This window comes from Pseudonocardia alaniniphila, assembly GCF_022524485.1.
GTDB classification, from domain to species: domain Bacteria; phylum Actinomycetota; class Actinomycetes; order Mycobacteriales; family Pseudonocardiaceae; genus Pseudonocardia; species Pseudonocardia alaniniphila.
This window is the reverse complement of the sequence record NZ_JAKXMK010000008.1, coordinates 1-24758: the sequence shown is the minus strand read 5'-3', so window position 1 is coordinate 24758 and position 24758 is coordinate 1. Positions and strand designations below refer to the sequence as shown.

The following is a 24758-nucleotide window of genomic DNA, read 5'->3' as shown; positions in this document are numbered from 1 at the left end:
ACCATTATACCATCGGATGGCGGGGTGCCCTACGTGATCTCGCGCAGCGCCGTCTGGAAGGCGGCGTCGGAGTGCAGCAGCGCGTCCACCGCGCGTGCGGTGGCGTCCCCGGGCAGGAACTCGATCGGCCTGCGCTGCTTCGTCGACTTCGCCACGAGCTCGGGGTCGGTGAGCGCGCAGGCGAACGCGTCGCGCAGGAACTGCAGCCGGGCAGGCTCCACGTCCGGGGTCGTGGCGACCGTCCGGCTGGCCGCGGCCAGGTCGAGCAACGAGGAGAGGATCTGTGCCTGTTCCGGGGTCCGCAGCGGGAGATCGGCCGCAGTGGGGGTGTCGGCGAAGAGCTCGTCGTCGGTCTCGCCGATCGTGAGCAGGGGGCGGATCTCGCCGGCACGGATCGCGCTCGACACGCTGGCGACCGGGAGGATCTGGGCGTCGGCGTCGCCGCGGAGGTAGGCGGTGCGCGCCTCGCCCGAGCCCGAGAAGCCGGTGATGACGTCCACCGGGAAGTCGAAGATCCGCGACAGCAGGGGCGGGTTGACGTAGTCGTTGGACCCCGGCCCCGTCGAGACGAACTTGACCGGCTCGGTCGAGCGGCGCATGTCCTCGAACGTGCGGAACCTGCTGTCGGCCGCCACCACGACGACGTTCGCCTCGGACGAGACCCTGGCCAGCCAGGAGAGCTCCGACAGGTGGAAGTTCAGGCCCTCGGCCTGGCCGAGCTCGGCGCTCACCGCGCCCACGGTGTTGATGATCTGGACGCGCAGCCCGTCCGGGTCCGCGACCGCGGTCTGGGACGTCGCGAGCAGCCCGCCCGCACCCGGCTCGTTGATCACGGTGACGTCGCTGCCCGTGCACCGCGAGAGGTAGGGCGCGATGTCGCGCGCGTACAGGTCGTAGCCGCCTCCGGGCTCGTACGGCACGACGAACTCGATGGTCTCTCCTGCGAAGAACTCCGCGGGAGGCGCTCCCGCGCCGCTGCCCCCGCACCCGGCGGCGGCGAGGAGGCAGGTGACCGCCGCACCGGCGAGGGCGACACGAACTCCGGCTCTCATGCGAACAGTCCTTCCGGGAGCTGGATGGCGAGCAGTTCGACGAACACGAGCCACAGCAGCAGGCCCATTGCAGCGGCGTAAATGGCGCAGAACCGCCAGCCGGCCCGCACGCTCAGCCGCAGGTACGCGGCGGTGAACACCACGGTCGTGACGACCAGGCCGACGACGTAGACCGCCGCGAAGAAGCCCGCGACCCACAGCAGGGAGCTCCGCCAGTTCGCGGCCCCCGCCGTGGCGAACACGTGCGCGGGGTCGTGGTCCGCCTCGCCGTCGGCCGCTGCGGCCACCGGCGCCGGGACGTGGGTCCGCCCCATGAGCACCAGAACCAGGTGGAGTGCGCTCAGCCCGACGCCGACACTCGCCACCAGGGTCGGGACCAGCGAAGCGCGGAACCCCCACTGCCGGGCCAGCAGCAGCGCTCCGGCGAAGACCACGAGCAGGACGATGGTGAACACGAGATCCGGCGTGCGACGCGCGCCTTCCGGAGTCAGTGGCTTCGGCGAGGTCACAGCCGCTCTCCCGTCTCCTCGAGCTGCGCCGCCGCGGCCGAGCGCCTTCGTCGCCACAGCGGGCGGGCCAGCGTGACCACGATGATCGCGGCCACGATCAGCACCAGCGGCCTGGTCAGCCACTCGAACCCGTAGAGGGAGTAGGACAGGAACAGGTACCGCTCCGCGATCGAGCCGAGCACCACCGCCAGCAGGAACGGGACGCGCGGCCAGTCCCAGCGGACGCAGAGCACGCCGATCACGGCGGCCCCGAGCATCACGACCACGTCGCCGAAGTTGTTGCTGGCGGTGAACGCGCCGACGGTCAGGAGCATCAGCAGCGCCGGAACGATGTACGTGCCGGGCATGGTCGTGAGCCGGGTGAGCTGCCGGACGAGCAGGAAGCCGACGGCGACCGCAACGATGTTGGCGAGGATGGTCACCCACGCCATCGACAGCGTCACGTCGAGGTCGGAGGTCAACATCTCGGGCCCGGGATCCAGGCCGACCACCAGGAACGCGCTGAGCAGCACGGCCGTGGCGGCACCGCCGGGAATCCCGAACGCCACGGTCGGGATCAGCGCACCGCTGTCCTTGGCGTTGTTGGCCGAACCCGCGGCGATGACGCCCTCGATCGAGCCCTTGCCGAACTCCTCGGGGTGCGTGGAGGTCTGCTGGGCGTGGCCGTAGGCGAGGAACTGGGCCACCGACCCGCCGACGCCGGGCACCATGCCCACCCCCACACCGATCGCGCTCGATCGGACCACGAGCCACCAGTGGGCGAAGGAGTCGCGCACGCCCCGCCCCAGCCCGGACAGGTCGCCCGACGCTGAGCTCGCACCGGCCGTGGCAACCTCCGCCTCGGCGCGCGAGATGCTGCGCCTGCTGAGCATCAGCTGCAGAAGCTCGGTGCCCCCGAACAACCCGACGACCAGCGGGACGAGCGGGATGCCGGCCCACAGGTAGAGCTCGCCGAACGCATAGCGCGGCACACCCTCCTGCGCGTCGATCCCCACCATCGCCACCAGCACGCCGAACGTCGCCATCAGCAGGCCCTTCAGCATCTGCTTGCCCGACAGCGCCACGACGAACGTCAGCCCGAGAACCGTGAGGACGAAGAACTCGGCGGGCCCGAACGACAGCACCAGCGGCCGCACGATCGGGATGATCGCCACCAGCACGATCGCGCCGAAGGCCGCGCCCAGCGCGGAGGCGGACAGCACAGCCCCCAGCGCCCGGCCCGCCTGACCGCGCTTCGTCATCGGGTGCCCGTCGAGCACCGTCGCCGCGGACGTCGCCTCACCCGGTACGCCGAACAGCACCGAGGTGATGTCACCCGCCGTCGAGGTCACGGCGAGCATCCCGAGCAGGAACGCGAACGCCTGGACCGGCTCGAGACCGACCGTGAACGGCAACATCAGCGCGAGCGTGACCGCACCGCCGAGGCCGGGCAGGATCCCGACCGCGAACCCGAGCGCGATTCCCACCAGCATCAGCAACAGCGTCTCGAGCTGGAATACCTGGGTGAGACTGCCGACCAGCGCTTCTCCCATGGATCCTCCGTGATCTCGCGGCCGGCCACGTCGTCGTGCCGGTGGGATGGCTGTCGTGTGGGGTCGCTGCGTTCGTCAGGCTGCCCGCGACACCGGTGTAAAGGACATACCATTTGCCCGACTGGTGTCCAGTGTCCGGCGGAGGCGACTTCCGGGGACGGGCGAGGATTCGCGACCCCCCGGGCTGCGAGCACGGTCTGCTCGTCTGGTTCGCGACCCCGGGTCGGACGGCAGATCATGGGCGGCGACGCACACCGGGCCGGCCGTGATCCACGGTTCGGCACACGCGGCGGCGCCGGGCCGCGGATCACGGCGGCGGATCACGGCCGCTGATCAGGCGGAGCGCGCAGACCAGCCCTTTCGTGGCGATGATCATCAGTCGCGTACGCGCAGCAGTGCCCTGCGCGGTTCCGGGGCCTGGATCGTTGATCATGGGGCGGGCCGGGCCTGGGGGCCGCCGTCGTCAGGCCGGCTTCGCCGGATCTGCGGTCGCGATGATCGCCGGTTCGGTTCGCGCGGCGATGTCCGGCGCGGTTCCGGGGGCCAGATCGATGGTCATGGGGTGACGGGCCTGGGGGCCGCCGTCGTCAGGCCGGCTTCGCTCGGTCTCGGCGACGATGATCGTCGGTTGGGTACGCGCTGCAGTGCCCTGCGCGGTTCCGGGGCCTGGATCGTTGATCATGGGGCGGGCCGGGGGAGCCGCCCGCGTCAGGTCAGCTTTGCGTGCCTCCGGTCGCGATGATCATCGGATGGGGACGTGCAGCCGTGCCCGGCGCGGTTCCCGGGCCCAGTTTGCTGATCATGGGTGGTGGACCCGGTCATGCAGCCGCCCTTGCCCGGCCAGGCGGGCTCCCGCACGGTGATCGTCGCTCCGGGCGGCTGGTCTGGCGCGGTGATCGTCGGTTGGGGACGTGCAGCCGGGTCTGGCCCTGTTCCCGACCCCCGAATGCTGATCATGAACTGTGGCGGGTCAAGACAGCGCGCAGTTCGGCCCCGGAGCAACCGACCGGCCATGACCGGCGGGCCGGGGTATCGAACCGGCTCTGCGCCACTCCGCCGCGTCGAGCCTCGGCGCGGTGATCATCGGTTCGGGACCTGGAGCAGGGTCTGGCGCGGGTCCCGGTCCCAGGCCGTTGATCATGAGAATGGCGGGCCCGGGGGCGTCGTCGTCGGGTCGACTTCGCCCGGTCTCCGGGCGCGTTGATCACCGGTTGGGTGCGTTCATCCGTGCCCGGTGCGGTTCCCGGGTCCAAGATGCTGATCACGAGCGGCGGGATCTCGCAGCGCGCGCAGTTCGGTCCCGTAGCCCGAGTTGTCGGTCAGGACCGTTGGGCCAGGTATCGAGCCGGCTCTGCGCCGTCCGCTGCGCCGGCCTGCGGTGCGTTGATCATCGGTTCGGGGTCGGCAGCAGGGTCTGGCACGGTTCCCGACCCCGAACTGCTGATCATGGGCGGCTGACCGGATCATGGCCCGCACCTGGCCTGCCCGCCGACCTCACGCTGTGATCCCTGGATCGGAACGCGGCACCGTCTGGCTTCATGATCGCCGGTTCGGGATACCCAGCCGGGTCTGGCCCTGTTCCTGACCCCCGAATGCTGATCATGAACAGGGGCCGGTCTGGATAGCGCGTAGTTCGGTCCCGGAGCGACTGATTGGCCGTGACCGGTGGGCCGGGCATGGAAGCCGGCTCTGCGCCGTCCGCTGCGCCGGGCCTCGGTGCGTTGATCATCGGTTCGGGGCCGGGAGCAGGGTCTGGCCCGGTTCCCGACCCCGAACTGCTGATCATGGACGGCGGGCCTGGTCATGGGCTGCCTCTCGCCGCGCCTGCCGGTCTCCCGCACGGTGATCGTCGTTCCAGGCGGCTGGTGCGGCGCGGTAATCGTCGGTTGGGGACGTGCAGCCGGGTCTGGCCCTGTTCCCGACCCCCGAATGCTGATCATGAACGGTGGTGGGGTCGGCGGCGCGCGATTTCGGTTTCGGAGGCCGATCCACTGTTCATGAGTGGTGGGCCGGTTGTGGAGCCGTCCCGCGCACCGCCGCTGCGGGGCCCTCGGCGCGGTGATCATCGGTTGGGGACCGAGAGCAGGGTCTGGCCCGGTTCCCTACCCCGATCTGTTGATCATGGGCGGACCTGGCCATGGGGTCGCCCTCGCCGCGCCTGCCGGTCTCCCGCACGGTGATCGTCGCGTGGGGCGGTTGGTCTGGCGCGATGATCACCGTTTCGGGACCGGCAGCGGGGTCTGGCCCGGTTCCCGACCCCGAACTGCTGATCATGGACGGCGGGCCTGGTCATGGGCTGCCCCTCGTCACGCCCGCCGGTCTCCCGCACCGTGATCGTCGCTCCGGGCGGCTCGTCTGGCGCGACGGTCGCCGGCTCGGGACGTCCGGCAGGGTCTGGTGCGGTTCCCCGGCCCAGAACGCTGATCTTGGACCGACCGCGCGGATCAGGAATCGCCCACGTCAGACCGCCACGCCCAATCCCGCCTCGGTGAAGGGGTGGGCCACCAGCCTCGAACCACCTGTCATAAGCGGTGCTTCGCCCGGTCCCCAGCACCATGATCGTCGTTTCGGGGCCGAAGGCCGCGCCCAGCGCAGTTCCCGCGCCCGAACCGATGATCATGAGCACCGACGGTCCCCGGACCACCCGCCCGGAGCGCCGCTCGGCGAAGGTCGGCGGCCCGGGACCGGCGGCGGAGGGATCCGGAAGCGTTGATCACCAAGCACCGACCGAGCCGGGACCGCGTACGCCGGGCCGGGGGATGAGCCCGGCCCGGCGCTTCAGAGGGTCAGGCGCGGCCGGCCGTGGCCAGCTCCACCGTGTCGTACTCGGGGGAGTTCTCGAAGTAGTGCACCCGGTCGTAGCCGAGGTGCTTGAACACGCGGTTCTGGGAGGCGAGCAGTCGCAGTTCGGATCCGTCGGCCGCGAAGTGCTGGACCACGGTGTTCTGCGGGACGTAGAGCGTGTCGCCCTTCTTGATCTCGTGGCGGGTGGGCTTCTTCGCGATGCGGGCGTAGTACTGCTCCGCGATCTCCTCCTGCACCTCCCAGTGCAGGGAGTAGCCCTCGCCGGAGAGGACGTAGTCGACCTCGTCGGCCATCTTCCAGTGCTTGCCCGAGCGGCTTCCGGCCGGGATCGCGAGCTCGAAGATGTCGACGCCGAACTGACGCAGGTCGGTGCGTTCCTTGTTGATCAGGTGCCGGACGTTGCCCAGCGGGGTGGTCTCCCAGTGGGTGTCCTCGGGCGAGACGACCTTCTTGCGGTCGAGCACGCCCTCGGTCCAGATGCTCGACCAGTCCTCGCGCGGGCCGAACTCGTCCTCGCGCTCGATCGGTGCGCTGCGGCCCTGCTGGATCAGCCCCATGAACATCCACGTGCACTTCGCCTTGACGACGAGCGCGACGGCCTTCTCGTCGTACGGGTTGAAGTGCCGGTGCACCGAGTCGGTGTGGACGAAGACGAGGTCGTCCTTCTTCCAGTCGTAACGCTTGTCGTCGTGGATCTCGTAACCCGCGCCCTCGAGGATGTAGAAGGCCGCCTCGTTCTGGTGCCCGTGTCCGTGGTTGGAGCTCTGCGGGGGCAGCTCCACGAAGTGGACCTGCAGGGTCTGGGTCAGGAACTCCTCGTCGCCCGGGCCGATCCGCCACCAGGTGCGTGACTTCTCAGAGTCGCCGGAGTGGCCCACCTTGGCGTCGTCGACCACCACGGAGTCATCGCGCACCCGCTGCGCGGCGAGCTGTGCCTTGCGGAACTCGCCGAGCCCGTAGGTCTCCGAGGTCAGCCCGCGGACGAAGACCCGTCCCTTCTTGCCCATCTGATCTCCTGTTCCCCCGGCAGTCGGCCGGCTCGGCGCTCGTGGTCGGCCGCCACCGTAACAGGTAAATAGCAAATGTTCATACCATTCGCGAAGGTGACGACGCAGCCGAACGGCGCAGTGCGCGGATCCGTGGGAACAGCGCTACGCCGGCGGCCAGCGCGGTCACGCCGGCGACGACGAACCCGGTCCGGGCTCCGAGCATCTCGCAGATCCAGCCGAGTAGTGGGCCGCCGAACGGTGTGGAGCCCAGGAACACCAGCCCGTGCAGGGCCAGTACCCGTCCGTGCATGCCCGGATCGCTGCCCAGCAGCAGGACGGACCGTCCGAGCGTGTTGAAGACGATGTTCACGAATCCCATGGCCACCATCGCGGCGTATGCGGCCACGAGCACGGGGGCTGCCGCTGTCACGAGGTTGACCGCGCCGAACGCCAGGCACGACAGCAGCAACCCCCAGGACGTCGCCGTCTCCCGCGCGGCGCTGAACAGTGCGCCGAGCACCGCGCCGAGCCCGAGCGCGGCGGTGAGGTAGCCGTACACCTCCGGTCCACTGTGGAAGGTGTCCTGCGCGAGCAGCGGCAGCACCACCCGGAAGTTCTGCCCGAACAACGCGACGATCCCGACGAGCAGCAGCGTCGCCCAGAGATCCGGCGTGCGCCGGACGTAGCGCAGGCCTTCCCTGGCCTGGTGCTTGCGGCGACCTGCGGGGGAGGAGCGGGGGCGCAGCGCCGCCGGGTCCATGCGCATCAGCCCGATGAGAACCGCGACGAAGGAGACCGCGTTCACGACGAACGCGATCCCCACTCCGGTCGTGGCGATGAGCAGGCCGGCGATCGCCGGGCCCACCAGCCGTCCGGCGTTGTGCACGGTGGAGCTGAGAGCCTGGGCGTTGACGTAGTTCGCCGGCCCGACCATCTCGCCGACGAGCGCCTGTCTCGCCGGGGTGTCCAGAACCGTCACGACGCCCAGTGCGAGCGCGAGGGCGTAGACCATCCACAGCTGGACGACCCCGGCCAGTGCGAGCGCGCCGAGCGCCGCCGCGAGCACCGCCTGCGCGGCCTGGGTCGCCATGAGGAGCCGCCTGCGGTCGGTGCGGTCGACGACTGCGCCGCCCCACATGCCGAGTAGGAGCACCGGCCCGAACTGCAGGACGGCGCTGATGCCGAGCGCGACGCCGCTGTCGGTCAAGGTCAGGACCAGCCAGTCCTGGGCGACCCGCTGCGCCCACGTGCCGACCACGGAGATGGCGTGGCCGACGAAGTACCTGCGGAAGTTCGGTTCCTGCAAGGAGCGGAACACCCGGTCGCATGCGCGTCGGGTTGCCCGGAAAAGCCGTCTCACGCGGCGGCGGCCTGCACTTCCCGCTCTCCCCTTCCGGTCGGGAAGGACCAATGGTAAGACCTACAAACCGAAAAGAGGAAGAGCCATGCTGCTGATCGACAACGAGGCGACGGCAACCGTCCTCGCTATGCCGGCCGTCGTGGCCGTGCTCGAGCAGACCTATCGGGATCTCGCGGGTGGTCACGCGATCTGCCGTCCGCGGATCGACATGCGCTTCCCGGTGGGCGACGGCGACGCGATCTACCAGTGGGGTTCGATGGAAGGTGGGTCCGCCGCCTCCGGGTACTACGCGATCCGGATGAAGTCCGACGTCCTGACCGAGGTGGAGTACGGCGGCACCCGCACGCAGGAGAAGTACTGCGTCTCGCCGGGGAACTTCTGCGGACTGATCCTCCTGCTGTCCACTCGCACCGGCGAGCCGCTGGCCCTGCTCAACGACGGCGTGCTGCAGCACATGCGGGTGGGCGCCGACTCGGCGATCGGCGCCAAGTACGCCGCGCGCACCGACGCCCGTGTTCTCGGAATGCTCGGCTCCGGCGGTATGGCGCGAAGTCACCTCGAAGCCCTGCTCGCGGTCCGGCCGATCGAGCGCGTTCAGGTCTACAGCCCGACCACGGCCAACCGTGAGCGTTACGCCGCGGAGATGAGCGAGCGGCACGGGGTCGACGTGTTCGCCGTCTCCCACCCTCGCGACGCCTTCCGCGGCGCCGACATCGTCGCAGGTTGCACGGATGCGGCGGCGGAGGTGATCGTCGGCGACTGGCTGGAGCCCGGCACGCACGTGACGTGCGTCGGTGGCCGCCCCGATGCCCGCACGTTCGAGGTGCTCGACACCTGGCTGCGGCTGGGCACCGCGCCGGCACCGGTCAACGATCCGTCCTGGCGTCCGACCGACGAGTTCCTCGCCTACGTCGCCCGCCCGGAGGACCCGGTGTGGGCGCGGCATTCCCACGGTCGGGTGCGGCGTCCGCCCGAGGGGCCGGGCGCGCCCCGGGTCGTCACCTTCGACGACGTCGTGGCCGGCAGGGCCCGGGTGCGCACCGGCGCCGGAGACATCACGTACTCCGAGCGCGGCAACGTCCAGGGCGCCCAGTTCTTCGCCGTGGCCGGGCACGTCTACGAGCAGTGCCGGGAGCGCGGGCTCGGTCACGAGTTGCCGACGTCGTGGTTCCTCCAGGACATCAGGGACTGAGATGTGCCGCCTGGCTCGACGGGACACGGCGGTCGGGACGGGGCCGAGCCGGACACATGCGGTCACATTCGCGTCACGATCGTCGATCAGCGTGCTGAGTCCTGCCCGGGGGGCCGCTTACGATCTGGCGCGTCAGTCCGCGGAAAGGGTATGACCTCAGACCAATACGTGTTACTTTCGCCCGCGAGGAACCAACCTCGCGTCCCGGCCTCGGCCGGCTCTTCCTCGCAGGAGACCCCGATGACGTGTTCTCTGGCATTTCGTGCGGCCGCCACCGCAGTGGCCGCCGCCCTCGTCCTCGCCGCGTGCGGCGGCTCTCCTACGGCGGGCACCGGCCCGGTGGTTGCGGAGAAGACCGCGGCGACCGAGACCTACCAGCGCATGAACGCCATGTCGGGAGGGCAGCGCACCGACGCGCTCGTGAAGTGCGCGGAGGAGGAGGGCAAGGTCTCCGTCTACACCTCGAACACCGATATCGATCCGCTGATCAAGGGGTTCTCCGACCGCTACGACATCGAGGTCTCCGTCTACCGCGGCAACTCGGAGTCGGTGCTGCAGCGCGTCCTCCAGGAGCAGTCGGCCGGCTACTACGGAAACGACGTGATCGAGACGAACGCGCTCGAGCTGAACGTGATGCACCGGGAAGCGCTGCTGTCGCCGTACGAGGGCGAGCTGCGCGAAGCCGTGCGCGAGGAAGGAAAGGCCGAGGGGTGGACGGCCACGCGGTTCAACGCCTTCGTGATCGGCTGGAACACCGATCTCGTGAAGCCGGGTGAGGAGCCGAAGAGCTTCGAGGAGCTCGCCGATCCGAAGTGGAAGGGCCGGGTCTCGATGGAGATCGGCGACGTGGACTGGTTCACCGCGCTCTTCCGCCACCTGATCGAGCAGGGACGCAGTGAGCAGGAGGCTCTCGACCTGTTCAAGGCCGTCGCCGCGAACGCCCAGATCACCAAGGGCCACACCGTTCAGGGCGAGCTGCTCTCGGCCGGCCAGTTCGCCGTGGCCGTCTCGGTGTACAGCCACACCGTCGACAACGCCGCGGCAAAGGGCGCCCACGTCGCATGGAAGCCGGCGCAGGGCGAGGCCGCACAGCCGGTCGTCGTACGGCCGAACGGCATCGGGCTGATGACGAACGCCGTCAACCCGTGTGCCGCGATGTTGTTCGTGGACTACGAGCTCAGCGCCGGCCAGGAGGCCGTTGCGGAGGCGAACCGGATCGGCGCCACCGCGGAGGCGGCGAAGGCACTCGACGGCCTGGACGTGGTCGCCGTGCCGGAGCAGGAGCTGCTCGACAACCCGAAGAAGTGGGACGACCTCTACGCCGAGGTCACCCGAAGCGGGTCCGCGTGATCACCCGCGCCCGCTTGCCGATCCCTGCACCGTCCAAGGAGGACTCCGTGCGCACGACCCGTCTCCGAATCGGCCTCACCGCAGCCCTGGCCGCACTAGCGCTCGTCGCGTGCGGGGGGTCCCCGACCGCGACGAACGGCGTGCCCGCCGCCGGGGGAGGTGCCGCGGCAGGCCAGGCGGAGGCCGTCTTCGCCGAGCTCACGGCGCTGAAGGGGCAGCAGCGGCGCGACGAGCTCGTCAAGCGCGCCAAGGAGGAGGGGCAGCTGGCCCTCTACACGTCCATGACCTCCGACGTCGCCGATGCCATCACCAAGGCGTTCACCGACCAGTTCGACATCCCGATCTCGGTGTACCGCGCCGGTTCCGAGACCGTGCTGCAGCGCGTCCTGCAGGAGCAGTCGGCGCACTTCGCCGGCAACGACGTCGTGGAGACCAACGCGACCGAGCTCGCGGCCCTCGAACGCGAGGGATACCTCGCCGAGTACAAGGGCGAGCGCCGCGACCTCGTGCCCGAGGCCGGCCGGTTCCCCCGCTGGACCGCCACCCGTTTCAATCTGTTCTCGCCCGGCTGGAACACCGGTGTGATCGACTCGGTCGGCGGCCCGCCCAAGACCTGGGAGGACCTGGCCGACCCGCGCTTCGACGGCAAGCTGTCCATGGAGCTGTCCGACACCGACTGGTACCTCACGCTCTACGAGTACTGGAAGCAGCAGGGCAAGTCCGACGCCGAGGTCGACAAGCTCTTCGCCGACATGGCTCAGGGCGCGCAGATCACCAAGGGCCACACGGTGCAGGTCGAGCTGATGTCGGCAGGCCAGTTCGCCGTCGCCGCCTCCGCTTACACCTACATCGTCGAGCGCGGAAAGCAGGATGGCGCCCCGATCGAGTACGCGCCGCCCGTCCAGCCGGTGATCGCGCGGCCCAACGGCGTGGCCCTGATGAAGAGCGCAACCCACCCGGCCGCCGCGATGCTCTTCAACGACTGGATTCTCGACGAGGGCCAGAAGGTGATCGCGGACCTGCACCTGACCCCGTCGATCATCCAGGGCAACGACCCCCTTGCGGGTGTCCAGATCATTCCCGTCGACGTCAACAAGGTCCTCGACGAGAACGCCGAGTGGAGCAAGAAGTACGAGGCCGTCGTCAGCGGTGGCTCGCCTGCCAGCAACTAGGACTCCCGGTCGGAATACGAAGGTGATGACATGACCACAGCGATGCCGACGGTGCCGTCCACGGCGCCGCCGCAGCAGTCTGCGGAGCCGGCTTCGGGCCTACTGGCGCGAGTTCGTTCGCTGCTCACGCTCAAGTTGCTCATCGTCGCCGGCGTGGCCGTAGTCATCGGCTACCTCGCGCTCGTCCCGCTGTACTACCTGCTGTACGGGACGTTCTTCGACGCGAACGGCTTCACGCTGGGGGCTTTCGCGCGGGCCTACACCGCCGACGGGATCGGCGAGCTCATCACGAACTCGCTGTTGTTCGCGATCGGCGCGGCGATCCTGAGCCTGGTCGTCGGCACCGCGTTGGCATATCTCAACGTGCGGACCGACGTGCCGTTCAAGCCGCTGTTCTTCGCGGCGTCGATGATTCCGCTGATCATCCCGGGGATCCTCTACACGATCTCGTGGATCTTCCTGGCGAGCCCGGACATCGGCCTGCTGAACGCGTTCCTCGAACCGCTCGTCGGTCCCGGTTTCTTCGACATCTTCACGATCTGGGGAATGATCTGGGTCGAGGGGCTGCACCTCTCGCCCATCGTCTTTCTCCTGATGGTGGCGGCGTTCCGCTCGATGGACCCGTCGTTGGAGGAGTCGGCGCTCATGAGCGGCGCCAGCCGCTGGACGACGTTCCTCAAGATCACCGTCCCGCTCGTCCGGCCGGCGATCGTCGCGAGCATCCTGGTGATGACGGTGCGCAGCCTCGAGAGCTTCGAGGTGCCTGCCCTGCTGGGCCTGCAGAACGGCATCTACGTCTTCACCAGCCAGATCTACTTCACCCTGCGCAGCTACCCGCCGGACCTGGCCGGCGCGGGGGCTCTTGCGGTCGGCCTGCTCGTGATCGCCGTCCTCGGCGTCATCCTGAGCAACCGGGTGGGCAGGAACGGCAAGGACTTCCAGACCGTCACGGGCAAGGGATTCCGGCCGCGTCCCATGGAGCTCGGCAGGTTCCGCTGGGTGGCAGGCGGGCTGATCATCGTGTACTTCGTCGCGACGGTGCTTGCTCCGCTCGCGGTGCTGCTCTACACGTCGTTGCTGAAGTTCTACGTCGCGCCGTCGGCGGAGGCGTTCCGCACGATGACCCTGGACAACTACCGGGAGCTCGCCGGACTGTCCGCGGCGGGCACGGCGCTGAAGAACAGCCTGATCCTCGGTCTCGGCTCGGCGACGGTCGTGATGCTGTTCATGTCCGTGGCCGCATGGATCGTCGTGCGCTCCAAGATCCGGTTCCGTGGCCTGCTCGACCAGCTGGCGTTCGTCCCGCTCGTCATTCCCGGTCTCGTGCTCGGCCTCGCCATCTCGTTCGTGTACCTGCGCAGCCCCATCCCCATCTACGGCACGATCTTCATCCTGCTGATCGCCTACTGCACCCGGTACATGCCCTACGGCATGCGCTACGCGGTGACGTCGATGCACCAGATCTCGGCCGAGCTCGAGGAGTCGGCGCAGGTGAGCGGCGCGAGCTGGTGGCAGACGTTCCGGCGGGTGCTCCTGCCGTTGCTCAGCCCGGGACTCGTGGCCGGGTTCATCTACATCCTGACGGTCTCGTTCCGGGAGCTGAGCAGCTCGATCCTGCTCTACAGCCCGGGCAACGAGGTGCTGTCGATCCTGATTTTCGAGCAGTTCGAGAACGGATCGTTCACGATTCTCGCGGCCCTCGGCGTCGTGATGGTGCTGACGCTCGTGGTGCTCGTGACCGTCGCCTACAAGGTCGGGGCCAAGGTCGGCCTCCGGCAGGACTGACCCCCGCCACGCGTCCCGAAGGAGACAAACGTGCTGGCCATTGACAACCTCGTCAAGACGTTTGCGGCGGACAAGAAGTCGCGCAAGCAGTCCAAGGCGGCGAAGGCGAACGGTGACGAGGCGGAGCCGACGCGCGTGTTCGCCGTCGACGACGTGAGCTTCGAGGTCCAGCAGGGCGAGATGTTCACCCTGCTCGGACCGTCCGGTTGTGGGAAGACCACGACGCTGCGCTCGATCGCCGGTCTGGAGAAGCCCGACTCCGGCAAGATCTCGGTCGACCGGCGTGTGCTGTTCGACGCGGCAACGGGCAAGTCCACCGTCAACGTGCCGGCCAACGAGCGCGGACTCGGAATGGTGTTCCAGTCCTACGCGATCTGGCCGCACATGACGGTCTTCGACAACGTGGGCTTCCCGCTACAGGTGCGTAAGCGCTCGCAACGACCAGCCAAGGCCGAGATCGCCGAGCGCGTGGAGCGGGTGCTCGACGTGATGGAACTCGGTCATCTGGCCGGACGCCAGGCCACCAAGCTCTCCGGCGGGCAGCAGCAGCGACTGGCGCTGGCGCGCGCCCTCGTCACCCAGCCGCCGCTGCTGCTGCTCGACGAGCCGCTGTCCAACCTGGACGCCAAGCTGCGCGAGTCGCTGCGGTTCGAGCTCAAGCGCCTCCAGCGCGAGCTCGGCATCACCTCGATCTACGTCACCCACGACCAGGTCGAGGCGTTGGCGTTGTCCTCGCACATCGCCGTGATGCGGCTGGGCAAGGTGGTGCAGCTCGGCAAGCCGCGCGAGATCTACACCAACCCCAACTCACGGTTCGTCGCCGAGTTCATCGGCACCTCCAACTTCATCACCGGCACGGTCGCGGGCCACGACGGGGACTGCGTCACGGTCGACACGACCGAGGGCAGGCTGCGGGTGCGCTCCGCGATCGCCCTTCCGGTGGGCGACGAGGCGATCGTGTCGATCCGTCCGGAGGCGGTCGAGATCGGGCTGGAGGGCTCCGGCGGCACCGTCCCGAACGAGTGGACGGGGGAGGTCGTGAACCGGGCCTTCCTGGGCGACTCGGTCGACCACGTCGTCAAGGTCGGCAAGGTCGAGGTCCGCAACCGCTCCAACCCGGACGTCTCCGTCGCGCCGGGAACGACCGTGCACCTGCGGATGGACCCGGACAAGCTCTCGCTGGTGCCGGTGGAATAGGAGGGTGCTGGACAACTCCGCCCGTAGCGAGCGGTGATCCAGGTGCAGTGTCCTTGCGGGACACCCGCACCCGGGCGATCGCAAGGCGGAGGAGGGGCCGATACCGCTGTTGTATCGGGCCCGACGACAACGCCGCGAGGGCGCCGCCTGGGCGCCGCGCAGTAGGGCCGAGTTGTCCAGCGCGCTCCTTGCACGACTCGACCTCGACGGAGGATTCGCAAGGTGGCAGTGCCCGCAGTGCTGCGGAATCGCGACTTCAACCTGTACTGGGCGGGTGTCGTCCTGTCACAGATCGGTACCCGTGGCACGGTTGCCGCGAACTACTTCCAGGTCTACGCGCTCACGGGCTCGGTCCTCCAGACCGGGCTCGTCGGCGCAGGCCAGGCGGTCGCGCTGATCGTGCTCAGCCCGATCGGCGGCGCGTACGCCGACCGGCTCGACCGGCGCAAGCTCCTGATGTGGGCGCAGGTGGTCAGCCTCGTCGTGGCCCTCCTCCTTGCCGTGCTGACGCTCACGGGGCAGGCGCAGGCCTGGCACGTGATCCTGAGCGTCCTCTTCACCACGGCTGCTGCGACGTTCGACCAGCCGGCCCGCCAGGCGCTCATCCCGGCGATGGTGCCCAAGCATCAGCTCGCCCAGGCCATCGCGCTGCTCAACCCGTCCCGCGAGGTGGCTGTCCTGGTCGGTCCCGCGCTCGCCGGGGTCTTCATCGCCGTCGGCGGTCCGGGGCTGATGTACGCGGTGGACGCGGTGACCTACGCGGTGCTCATCGGTGTGCTGGCGGTGCTCCGGGTGGCGCCGCTGGTGCAGGCGGGACCTCCGCGGTCGGTCTTCGGATCTGTCGCGGAGGGCGCCCGGTACGTGCTGAAGCGGCCGCTCGTCACGCGGCTCATGGCCTTGGACCTGGCCGCCACCGTGTTCGGTGCCTATCGGGTGCTGCTGCCCGCGCTGGCGCTCGACGTCCTGCATGTGGGCCCGACGGGCTACGGGTTGCTGTCGTCCGCCCCCTCCGCCGGTGCGCTGCTCGCCACGTACGTGATCTTCCGCGTCGTCGCGCGCAGCAACCGGCTCGGCCGGATCGTGCTGGCGTCCACGGCGTTGTACGGAATCGCCGCGATCTTCCTGGCACAGTCGCGGTGGTTCCCGCTCGCACTGGTGGCGGCCCTGTTGCTCGGCGCGCTCGACGCGATGGCCACCACCATCAGGCACGCGGCGGTGCAGGTGGACACGCCCGACGACATCCGCGGCCGCGTCACGGCCTTTTACCAGATGTCCTCGCGCGGGGGCCCGGCGCTCGGGGACCTGCTCATGGGCGCGTTCGCGGGGGTCGTGGGTCCGATCGCGGCCCTGACGATCGGCGGTCTCGGCCCGGTGCTCGTGGCGGCCGCGTTCCGGGCTCGCCCCAACGCCGTCCGCGAGTACACCAGCGCCTCGGTGCCGGAACCCGACGTCCCCGCGCCGGAGGAACCGCAGGCAGGTGGGACGCGCACACAGGCGAACAGTTCGGGGACCAGGGGTGATTCGTCGGAGTAGTCGATCCGGTGGCCGGACGCTCAGCCGGACTTCCCGGTGGCGGGGCCTTTCCTGGTCGCGCCACCGGTGGGCTTCTCGGCGACGGTGTCGGCCCGCTTGCGGCCGCCGGGGCGGCTCGTCCGCCGGGTGTCTCCGCGTTCGGCGGTTGCGACCAGCTTCGCGGTTCTCTCGAGGTGGGTTCTCATGAGCTCGGTCGCCCGTGCCGCGTCTCGTTCGGCGATGGCGTCGACGAGCGCGCGGTGTTCCCTGACGCCGCGCCTGCCGTGCAGCGGTGCCGCCTCCCGGGCGCGTTCGAGCGACATGACCAGCGGGTCGTGCAGCGACTCGACCAGCATCGCGATGGCACCGTTGTGCGTTGCCTGTGCGTAACGCGTGTGCCACTCCGCGGACAGGGCGAGCGGGTATTCGTCGTCTTCGAGTGCTGCTTTGCTGCGATCGCAGATCTCGTACAGCGCGGCGATGTCCTCCTTGGTGGCCCTCTCACAGACCAGCGGAATGATCCCGAGTTCGAGCACCATCCGCGTCTCGGTGACCTCCTGTGCCGACATCGTCGACAGGGTGATGAGATCGGCGATGCCTTCTCCGACGAGTCGGCTGCTCGGTGCCGTGACGAATGCTCCACCTCGCGCCCCGACCCGGATCACGACCAGGCCGTTCGCCTCGAGGACCCGCAATGCCTCGCGGACGGTGACGCGGCTGACGCCGAACCGCTCGCACAACTCACGCTCGGCGGGCAACCGGTCGCCCGGGGCCAGATCGCCCTGGCGGATGAGCAACCGAATCTGGTCGACGATCATTTCCGAGACACGCCCGACGCTCACCCGGGTGAGGAGGTCCCCCTTTCCTCCTTCAGCTGGTGTAGCGGCTGGGACGGTTCCCGGCGTGGTCATTTGTGCAGTGTACGGGCGTAGGTCCGATCGGTCTGATGGTTGCTACCAATCGGAGGAGGCTGCTGCACCAGCCGCATTGGCGTCCGATACCACTTCCTCCGGGTGCTCTGTCGCCCCTGGACCCTGCGCCCGATTATGGCCCCCATGTCCAAGCGAATGGTCTAATGGACAGGCCAAATAGTCGGTGCCGGGAAGGGACGCGAGAGACTTTGACGAAGGTGATCTATGTCGACGCCGAGGGGCGGGAGTACGCCGTCGACGCCGCGGTCGGCGAGTCGGTCATGGCCATGGCGGTCAAGAACGGGGTCCCCGGGATCGTCGGGGAGTGCGGCGGGAACGCCTCCTGCGCCACCTGCCACGTCTGGGTGCGCGAGGAGTACGCGCGGCTCGTCGGTTCCCCGGGCGACCTGGAGGAGGACCTCCTCGACCTCGGCGTGTCCGATCGGCGGCCGACGAGCCGGCTCTCCTGTCAGATCGCGGTCACGCCCGACCTCGACGGCCTGACGGTCGACATCCCGCCCGACCAGCCGTGAGGCAGCCCCGGCCGTCGGCTTGACAGCGTGGGAATAAGGGTATGACATTAGTCCGAAATGACTCGCTAGTCGGTTTCTCGGCGGCGCGTCGGTAGACCAGAAGGAGACGCTCGTGCTCAGACAAGAGATCAACGACCTCTTGACGCAGACCGGGCCGGGCACACCGATGGGCGAGCTGTTCCGGCAGTACTGGATGCCTGCGCTCCTCGCGGAAGAGCTCCCGGAGGATGACTGCCCGCCGGTCCGGGTCAAGCTGCTGTCCGAGCGGCTCATCGCATTCCGCGACAGCCAAGGGCGATACGGCCTGATCGACGAGTTCTGTGCCCACCGCGGCGTCTCGCTCTGGTTCGGCCGGAACGAGGAGTCGGGCCTGCGCTGCTCGTACCACGGCTGGAAGTACGACGTCACCGGTCAATGCATCGAGGTGCCGTCGGAGGCGGACAACAGCAACTTCTGCGAGAACGTCAAGCTCACGGCGTACCCCCTGGTCAAGATCGGTGACGTCCTGTGGACGCACATGGGGGACAGGCGCAACCGCCCCGCACCGCCCGAGTTCGAGTTCGCGCAGGTCCCACCCGAGCAGACCTACACGTCGAAGCGCTGGCAGCAGTGCAACTGGCTGCAGGCGTTCGAGGGGGGAATCGACTCCAGCCACGTGACATGGCTGCATTCCGGCGGGCTGAAGAACGACCCGCTCTTCAAGGGCGCGAAGGGAAACGAGTACAACCAGAAGGACACGAAACCGTTCTTCGAGGTGGCCGACAGCGAGGGTGGGCTGTTCGTCGGCGCGCGCCGCAACGCCGAGGAGGGCAGCTACTACTGGCGGATCACGCCCTGGGTGATGCCGGCCTTCACCATGGTGCCGCCGCGCGGTGACCACCCGATCCACGGCCACTTCTGGATCCCGATCGACGACGAGAACTGCTGGGCGTACAGCTTCGACTACCACCCGCTGCGGGCCCTGACCGCGAGCGAGCGGCAGGCGATGCTCGACGGCCACGGGGTGCACAGCAAGAACATCCCCGGTACGTATCGGCCCGTGGCCAACCTCGACAACGACTATCTGATGGACCGCGAGGCGCAGAAGCGCGGCGAGGACTACTCCGGGGTCAAGGGCATCGCCATCCAGGACGCGTCGCTGCAGGAGAGCATGGGCCCGGTCGTCGACCGCACGAAGGAGCGGCTCGTCCCCGCCGACAGCGGGATCATCAAGGCGCGCCAGAAGCTGCGGAAGGCCGCGCTGGCCCTGCGCGACGAGGGCGTGACGCCTCCCGGTGTGGACCCCGCCCACCACCGCGTGCGCTCGGCGGCGGTGGTCCTGCCCCGATCCGAGTCGTTCCTGCAGTCCTGCCGCGACGACGTCCGCGTCAGGCCCGGCGTGCCGATCTCGTCGGTCTGACCTGGAAGCCTGCTCTATGGCCATGAGCGACAGCGCCAGAGCGGCGTCCGCCGCGGAGGCACGCTTCCGGATCGACGCCCAGATCGCCCCTGCCCGTGCCCCACGCATCATTGCGCTGGACGCGGGGGCGGCCGGGGTCGTCCGGCGCGTTGCAGGGCATCGGTGGGCGAACGCGCGTTTCGTCGTCTGCGAAGGCCTCGCGCCCGGCGCGAACGGTGGGGACGCCGCGCCCGACAGCCTCCTGCTCCGAGAAATCGACGGCACGCCGGTCCTGCTGAGCGAGGAGTTGACCCGCGCCGACGCCGTGTTCATGGTCGCGACCGACGACTCGGGTGCGGCGTGTGCATGGGCGATCGGCAGGGCATGCGCCGAGCGCGGTGTGATGACGGCCGGATTCGTCCTCGGCGACGGGTTCGAGGCCGACGGCGCGGCTGCCGGCCTGCGGCCGCATGCCCGTGTGCTGCTGCCCACGGCGGGCGAGAGCGACGTCGTCGACGTGCTTCGGGCGCTGCGGGCCTGAACGAACCCCAGCGGACCGAAATGGTCCAGCCGAACTCACGGCGCACCCGAAACAAAGGGGAGAATGCGCTGTTCGCCTCTCGACGGCCGGCCCGCCGTCGACCATGCCGGGTTATAGTCCGTGGCATCCGGGGGGAGGATCGCAATGAAAATCGTTGGAGCCTTGTTATCTGCTGCTGTCGTGACGATGGCACTTGCGGTGCCGGCGTGTGCCGCTCAGTCCTCGCTGACTGTGAACGTATTTCAGGGCATGCAGAACCTTCCGCTCTTCGCGGCGCAGCAGAAGGGCTTCTTCGCCGAACGCGGCTTATCGGTCAACCTCGAGATCACGCCGTCGTCCGACGAGCAGCGGGCCGGCCTCGCCGACGGGAAGTACCAGATCATTCACTGTGGGATCGACAACGGCGTGGCCATGGCGGATGTCGCCAAGGTGGACGTCGCGGCGGTGATCGGTGGTGACAACGGCTTCAACCGGCTGATCGTACAGCCCGACATCCACGCGATCAGCGATCTTCGCGGCAAGACGGTGATTGTTGACGCGCCCGACACCGCGTACGCGTTCCAGCTCTACGAAATGCTCAAGCGCGGCGGCCTCGACAAGGGCGAGTACACCATCAAATCGGTCGGTGCGACGGCCAAACGGCTCGTCGATATCCAGCAGAACAAGGACGACAAGGCGTCCATGCTCAACCCGCCGTTCGCCTTCACCGCTCAGAACGACGGTCTCAAGGACCAGGGTTCGGCAGTGTCGACGATCGGCCCGTATCAGGCGACCGCAGGTATCGTGCTGCGGTCGTGGGCCAAGGATCATCCCGACATTCTGATCAAGTATCTGGAGGCCTACATCGAAGGGCTGCGCTACGTGCTCGATCCGAAGAACAAGGATGAGGCGACAAAGATGCTGGCCGACGGTCTGAAGCTGCCGCCCGACGTCGCGGCCGCCACCTACGCCGTCGCCACCGATCCGGCCGAGGGGCTGGCGAAGGACGGCCGGTTCGACGGTCCGGGTTTCGACAACGTGTTGCGGCTGCGCGCCGACTGGACCGGTCATGCGCCCCGACCGGCCGCCGCCTACTTCGACCTTTCCTATTACGAGAAGGCGCTGGCCGGGCTCGGATGACGTCAGCTCGCCGTACGACCCCGGCGCCGGCGCCCTCCCGGGGAGTGGGGATCGTCAGAGGTCGAGCGTGACCCGGTAGTCGGTGCACCAGGCGTGGAGGTTCAAAATCTGCTCGAGTTCGAACCGGGCGCCCAGCCCGGAGCGGCGGCCGATGGGCTCGGCCAGCCGTTCCCGCAATGCGTCACGGTCGAGCAGTGGCGCGACGGGTGAGTCGGGTCGGTCGAGCAGCGCCGAGAGCTCCGCGCGGAGCTCTCGCTCGTAGCTCGCGTCCTGCGGGGACGGGTACGGGCTCTTCACCCGCTGTGCCACCGACGCGGGCAGCAGGTCCGCGGTGGCGGCACGCAGCAGGCTCTTCTCCCGCCCGTCGAAGCTCTTGTGCGACCAGGGTGTGCCGAAGACGTACTCGACGAGGCGGTGGTCGCAGAACGGCACCCGTACCTCGAGCCCCACGGCCATGCTCACCCGGTCCTTGCGGTCGAGCAGGACGGGCAGGAAGTGCGTGAGGAACAGGTGGCAGACCTCGCGCATCCGGCGCTCGTGGGGATCGGCTGCGGCCGGGCCGGTCAGCGCGGGCACTGCCGCGAGCGCCGTCCGGTACGTGTCCTTGACGTAGGAGGGCAGATCGAGCTGCTTAGCCAGGGACTGGTCGAGCAGGCCGGATCGGGTCATGTCGTGGTTGAACATCCGTCCGGCAAACCACGGGAACGTGTCGGCGGCGATGGTGTCGGCGTCGGAGAAGTCGCGGTAACCGCCGAACACCTCGTCGGCCGACTCCCCGGACAGGGCCACGGTCGACTCCTGCCGGACCGCCTGGAACAGCAGGTAGAGCGACGCGTCCATATCACCGCCCGACCCGACCACCGGGAGGTCACGCGCGTGCAGGACGGCGTCACGTACCGCGGGGTCCATCAACGCCTCGTTCGCGAGCGTGATGTCGCTGTGGCGGGTGCCGACGAAATCGGCCACCGCGTGGGCGTAGGGGGTGTCGGGAGTCGGACGCACTTCGTCGGCGACGAAGTTCTCGGTGTAGCCGGCGAACTCGACCGCGAACGAGCGCACTTGCTCGGCACTGTGCCGCGCGGCCAGCGCGGTCAACGCCGACGAGTCGAGCCCGCCGGACAACAACGTGCACAACGGCACGTCGGCCACCAGCTGACGTTGCGCGGTGTCCTCCAGCAGCTCCCGCACGTGCCGCACCGTGGACGGCACATCATCGGTGTGCCCGGTGTCCTCCAGCTGCCAGTACCGCAGCTCCTGGATCCCCTCGCGGCTCACCCGCACCACGTGGCCCGGCGGCACCTCCCGCAAACCCCGGAACACCGCGTTCCCCGCATCGGCGAGGTACACGAGCACCCGACGCAGCCCGTCCGCGTCCACCACCCGCTCCGCCAGCGCGTTCGCCAGTACCGCCTTGGGCTCCGAACCGAACAGCACGCCGTGCGCGGTCGGGTAGTAGTACAGCGGCTTGACGCCCAGCCGGTCCCGCACCAGCACCAGCTCCCGGGCCCGCGAGTCCCAGATCGCGTAGGCGAACATCCCGTTCAGCTCGCGCACCGCGTTCCGTGGATCGCTGCGGCCCCACTCCTGGTGCGCGCGCAGCACCACCTCGGTGTCACTGCTCGTCTCGAACCGGTGTCCTACCGAGGCGAGTCGCTCACGCAGTTCCCGGAAGTTGTAGGTCTCCCCGCTGTAGACCAACGCCAGCGCGGCGCGCCCCTCGTCCTGCACGGTCATCGGCTGCCGCCCGCCCGGCAGATCGATGATCGCCAACCGCCGGTGCCCCAGCGCGGCCGGCCCGTCGACCCACGTGCCCTCGTCGTCCGGACCGCGGCACGCCATCGTCGCGGTCATGTCGGCCAACTCCCGGCGAGCGGCCGGGTCCGCCAGGTCGCGCTCGTAGTCCACCCATCCGCAGATCCCGCACATAGTCATCCATCCCGCCGCAGTATAGTTACGTTCATTGCTTGTAACGTTACTGCGGTTGCGGTTCTGGGTTGCATCGGGAACGCACCGTTCGCGCCGGTACGTCCCGATCTCGCCTCGGTGACACTGCTCACCGGCGAGAGCATCGCCCGGATCGAGGCGCACGTACTCCCGGCCGACTGGCCGGCGAGCGGCCCCCGTACGGAGTGCTCGTTCAGGTCGACGCGATCCGCCGGCTGGACCGACGTGAGAGGCCCCGGCTCCGGCCATCGCGGAGCAGGGGCCGAGCCGGTCGCCGACCGCCGTGGAGGGGCCCCGGCTTCACCGCGCGGAAGAGGGGCAGGCGCCGCGGCATGAACGGCGGCGCCGCGTCCAGTGGACCTGTGAATGGGTCGTCAGGCGGGTTGGTGGCTTCCGAGGGGGTTGGCAGCGACGAGCCCTGCCATGTTCCTCTTGTCGACGGATGCGGCGCAGGCGCTGTTCGGCTTACGGCTCGCCTGGTTCGTGAAGTTCGCCAGCACCTCCGCGCCGAATCCCAGCCAGGGATAGCGGGCGAGCATCTCCGTCCTCGCGTCCGATGGGAACTCTGCCGAGTGACGTCCGACCACCTCAAAGCTGGTGGCGACCTGCAGCAGGTGGGACTCGGGGTCGGCGGACGGGGATACGTCGTCGCGCATGTGCAGCACGATGATCTCCGCGGCCCTGGCGGCCCGCTCCTCGGGCCAGTCGGCTGCCACGCCGAAGACCCAGGCCAGATCGCCTCCTGCGACCTCGAACGAAAGCCGGTGGTTGTCGAACGCCTCCGTCAGGCCGATGTCGTGCAGCATCGCCGAGACGTAGAACAGCTCGTCGTCGAAGGTGATCCCGTGCGCTCTGCCGTACATCGTTCCCCAGAGGTAGCAGCGAACGGAGTGGTTGAGCAGCGCCGGCGAGTGGAAACGGGTGGCCACGGACAACGCGGCCGCAGCGGCGGGGGTCTCTGGAAACATTGTTGACCTTTCCTGTCGTCGATTGCTGATCACGGTGGCGCGGCGACGACTACCGAGGCGGTGTGGGAATGCGTTGGCTCGCTTTGGCTGCAAGCTCCTCATCGGAGACCACGGTGATCATCTCGACTTCAGGAGTGCACGGCGCGACCACCACGAAACGGCTGGTCCTGTCGTCGAGCAGGTTGGCGACCGTGTAGTGGATGACATCGCCACCCGGTTCCCAGAAAGTCTCTCCGGCCTTGATCGGATACGGTGGCTCTCCTTCGAGCGCGAAGAGCATCTCGCCCTCGAGCATGTAGCCGAACACGGGCCCGGAGTGACGGTGTGGGGCGATACCTGGGTCGCCCGGCGGCAACTCGAGGACTCGGACCATCGCGGAGGAACCCTGCGCGATGAACGGTGGCACGAGTTCCAGCAGATCTTCCTGGCTCATGTTGGAAGAGGTAGGCATTTCATCTCCTTCGTCATGCCTCTCGCGACGACGAGCTTTCGGCCGCCGGTAAGTCCTGGACGGTCAGCACGGTCTTGCCGGGGTGAGCCCGCCGGACGGTGCCGCTCTCGTACGCGGCCCGGCCTTCGGCCAGGGGGAACATTGCGGCGACGCCGACCTTCAGCCTGTCGTTGTCGATCATGTCGGCGATCCGGGCCAGGCTGTTCTGGTCTGCCGTCACGACGAAGAAGAGCGCGGTGATGCCGTACTCGTCGGCCAGCTCCTGCGAGGGGGGTTCCTGCAGGGTGATCAGGCGTCCGCCGCGGCGCAGTGCTGTGAACAGGGCTTCGGGTACCTCGCGGCCGACGGCGTCGATCACGACGTCGAAGACCCCCGTCTGCGCATCCAGTGGCTGGCGGTCGGTGTCGATCACGCGGTCGGCGCCCAGCGAGCGGACGTAGTCCACGTCGGGGGTGTGC

The 24758-nt window shown here is 68.9% G+C and carries 20 protein-coding genes; 10 read left to right on the top strand and 10 right to left on the bottom strand.

Annotated elements, in window-relative coordinates; all coding sequences use genetic code 11:
- Positions 1-29 precede the first annotated feature (29 nt).
- The 5 genes from MMF94_RS10080 to MMF94_RS10060 form a co-directional block, all read right to left on the bottom strand.
- Entirely contained in the window at positions 30-1052 is a 1023-nt protein-coding gene (locus MMF94_RS10080; protein ID WP_241036064.1) for a Bug family tripartite tricarboxylate transporter substrate binding protein, read from the bottom strand.
- On the bottom strand, positions 1049-1561 hold the full coding sequence (locus MMF94_RS10075; RefSeq protein WP_241036063.1) for a tripartite tricarboxylate transporter TctB family protein: 513 nt from the start codon (positions 1559-1561) through the stop codon (positions 1049-1051). The genes MMF94_RS10080 and MMF94_RS10075 overlap by 4 nt, the downstream gene beginning before the upstream one ends.
- Positions 1558-3093 carry a tripartite tricarboxylate transporter permease gene (locus tag MMF94_RS10070; RefSeq protein ID WP_241036062.1) on the bottom strand — a complete coding sequence of 512 codons (1536 nt, stop codon included), beginning with the start codon at positions 3091-3093 and terminating at the stop codon, positions 1558-1560. The genes MMF94_RS10075 and MMF94_RS10070 overlap by 4 nt, the downstream gene beginning before the upstream one ends.
- Positions 3094-5879: 2786 nt before the next feature.
- Positions 5880-6905, bottom strand: coding sequence for a cupin domain-containing protein (locus MMF94_RS10065; protein WP_241036061.1), 1026 nt, complete (start codon positions 6903-6905; stop codon positions 5880-5882).
- A 79-nt stretch (positions 6906-6984) separates the two neighbouring features.
- Positions 6985-8193, bottom strand: coding sequence for an MFS transporter (locus MMF94_RS10060; RefSeq protein WP_241036060.1), 1209 nt, complete (start codon positions 8191-8193; stop codon positions 6985-6987).
- A 139-nt stretch (positions 8194-8332) separates the two neighbouring features.
- Here MMF94_RS10060 and MMF94_RS10055 point away from each other — a divergent pair, with 139 nt between their 5' ends.
- The 6 genes from MMF94_RS10055 to MMF94_RS10030 all read left to right on the top strand — a co-directional run bounded on the left by MMF94_RS10055 (position 8333) and on the right by MMF94_RS10030 (position 16476).
- On the top strand, positions 8333-9439 hold the full coding sequence (locus MMF94_RS10055; protein WP_241036059.1) for an ornithine cyclodeaminase family protein: 1107 nt from the start codon (positions 8333-8335) through the stop codon (positions 9437-9439).
- A 240-nt stretch (positions 9440-9679) separates the two neighbouring features.
- Positions 9680-10789 carry an ABC transporter substrate-binding protein gene (locus MMF94_RS10050; protein WP_241036058.1) on the top strand — a complete coding sequence of 370 codons (1110 nt, stop codon included), beginning with the start codon at positions 9680-9682 and terminating at the stop codon, positions 10787-10789.
- A gap of 47 nt (positions 10790-10836) precedes the next feature.
- Entirely contained in the window at positions 10837-11961 is a 1125-nt protein-coding gene (locus MMF94_RS10045; protein WP_241036057.1) for an ABC transporter substrate-binding protein, read from the top strand.
- A gap of 30 nt (positions 11962-11991) precedes the next feature.
- Complete coding sequence (locus MMF94_RS10040; protein ID WP_241036056.1) at positions 11992-13746, top strand: ABC transporter permease; 1755 nt, start codon at positions 11992-11994, stop codon at positions 13744-13746.
- A gap of 30 nt (positions 13747-13776) precedes the next feature.
- Complete coding sequence (locus MMF94_RS10035; protein WP_241036055.1) at positions 13777-14943, top strand: ABC transporter ATP-binding protein; 1167 nt, start codon at positions 13777-13779, stop codon at positions 14941-14943.
- Between the two features lie 222 nt (positions 14944-15165).
- Positions 15166-16476 (top strand): MFS transporter, encoded by a 1311-nt coding sequence (locus MMF94_RS10030; RefSeq protein ID WP_241036054.1) that lies wholly within the window; start codon positions 15166-15168, stop codon positions 16474-16476.
- Between the two features lie 20 nt (positions 16477-16496).
- Here MMF94_RS10030 and MMF94_RS43310 read toward each other — a convergent pair whose 3' ends face one another.
- A complete protein-coding gene (locus MMF94_RS43310; RefSeq protein WP_277398688.1) occupies positions 16497-17297 on the bottom strand; it encodes a FadR/GntR family transcriptional regulator in 801 nt (266 codons plus the stop codon).
- A 287-nt stretch (positions 17298-17584) separates the two neighbouring features.
- On the opposite strand from MMF94_RS43310, the gene MMF94_RS10015 reads away from it, so the two are divergent.
- From MMF94_RS10015 to MMF94_RS10000, 4 genes are all read left to right on the top strand, one after another.
- A complete protein-coding gene (locus MMF94_RS10015) occupies positions 17585-17899 on the top strand; it encodes a 2Fe-2S iron-sulfur cluster-binding protein (protein WP_241036053.1) in 315 nt (104 codons plus the stop codon).
- A 112-nt stretch (positions 17900-18011) separates the two neighbouring features.
- Entirely contained in the window at positions 18012-19298 is a 1287-nt protein-coding gene (locus tag MMF94_RS10010; protein ID WP_241036052.1) for an aromatic ring-hydroxylating dioxygenase subunit alpha, read from the top strand.
- 22 nt (positions 19299-19320) lie between these two features.
- Positions 19321-19818 (top strand): hypothetical protein, encoded by a 498-nt coding sequence (locus MMF94_RS10005; RefSeq protein ID WP_241036051.1) that lies wholly within the window; start codon positions 19321-19323, stop codon positions 19816-19818.
- A gap of 144 nt (positions 19819-19962) precedes the next feature.
- Positions 19963-20937, top strand: coding sequence for an ABC transporter substrate-binding protein (locus MMF94_RS10000; protein WP_241036050.1), 975 nt, complete (start codon positions 19963-19965; stop codon positions 20935-20937).
- 54 nt (positions 20938-20991) lie between these two features.
- Here MMF94_RS10000 and asnB read toward each other — a convergent pair whose 3' ends face one another.
- From asnB to MMF94_RS09980, 4 genes are all read right to left on the bottom strand, one after another.
- Positions 20992-22863 carry an asparagine synthase (glutamine-hydrolyzing) gene (asnB, locus tag MMF94_RS09995; RefSeq protein WP_241036049.1) on the bottom strand — a complete coding sequence of 624 codons (1872 nt, stop codon included), beginning with the start codon at positions 22861-22863 and terminating at the stop codon, positions 20992-20994.
- 392 nt (positions 22864-23255) lie between these two features.
- Positions 23256-23849 (bottom strand): HD domain-containing protein, encoded by a 594-nt coding sequence (locus MMF94_RS09990; protein WP_241036048.1) that lies wholly within the window; start codon positions 23847-23849, stop codon positions 23256-23258.
- A 49-nt stretch (positions 23850-23898) separates the two neighbouring features.
- Positions 23899-24300: a cupin domain-containing protein gene (locus tag MMF94_RS09985; protein ID WP_241036047.1), complete on the bottom strand. Its 402-nt coding sequence runs from the start codon at positions 24298-24300 to the stop codon at positions 23899-23901.
- Between the two features lie 13 nt (positions 24301-24313).
- The coding region (locus MMF94_RS09980) for a zinc-binding dehydrogenase (RefSeq protein ID WP_241036046.1) at positions 24314-24758 on the bottom strand (445 nt) is incomplete at its 5' end.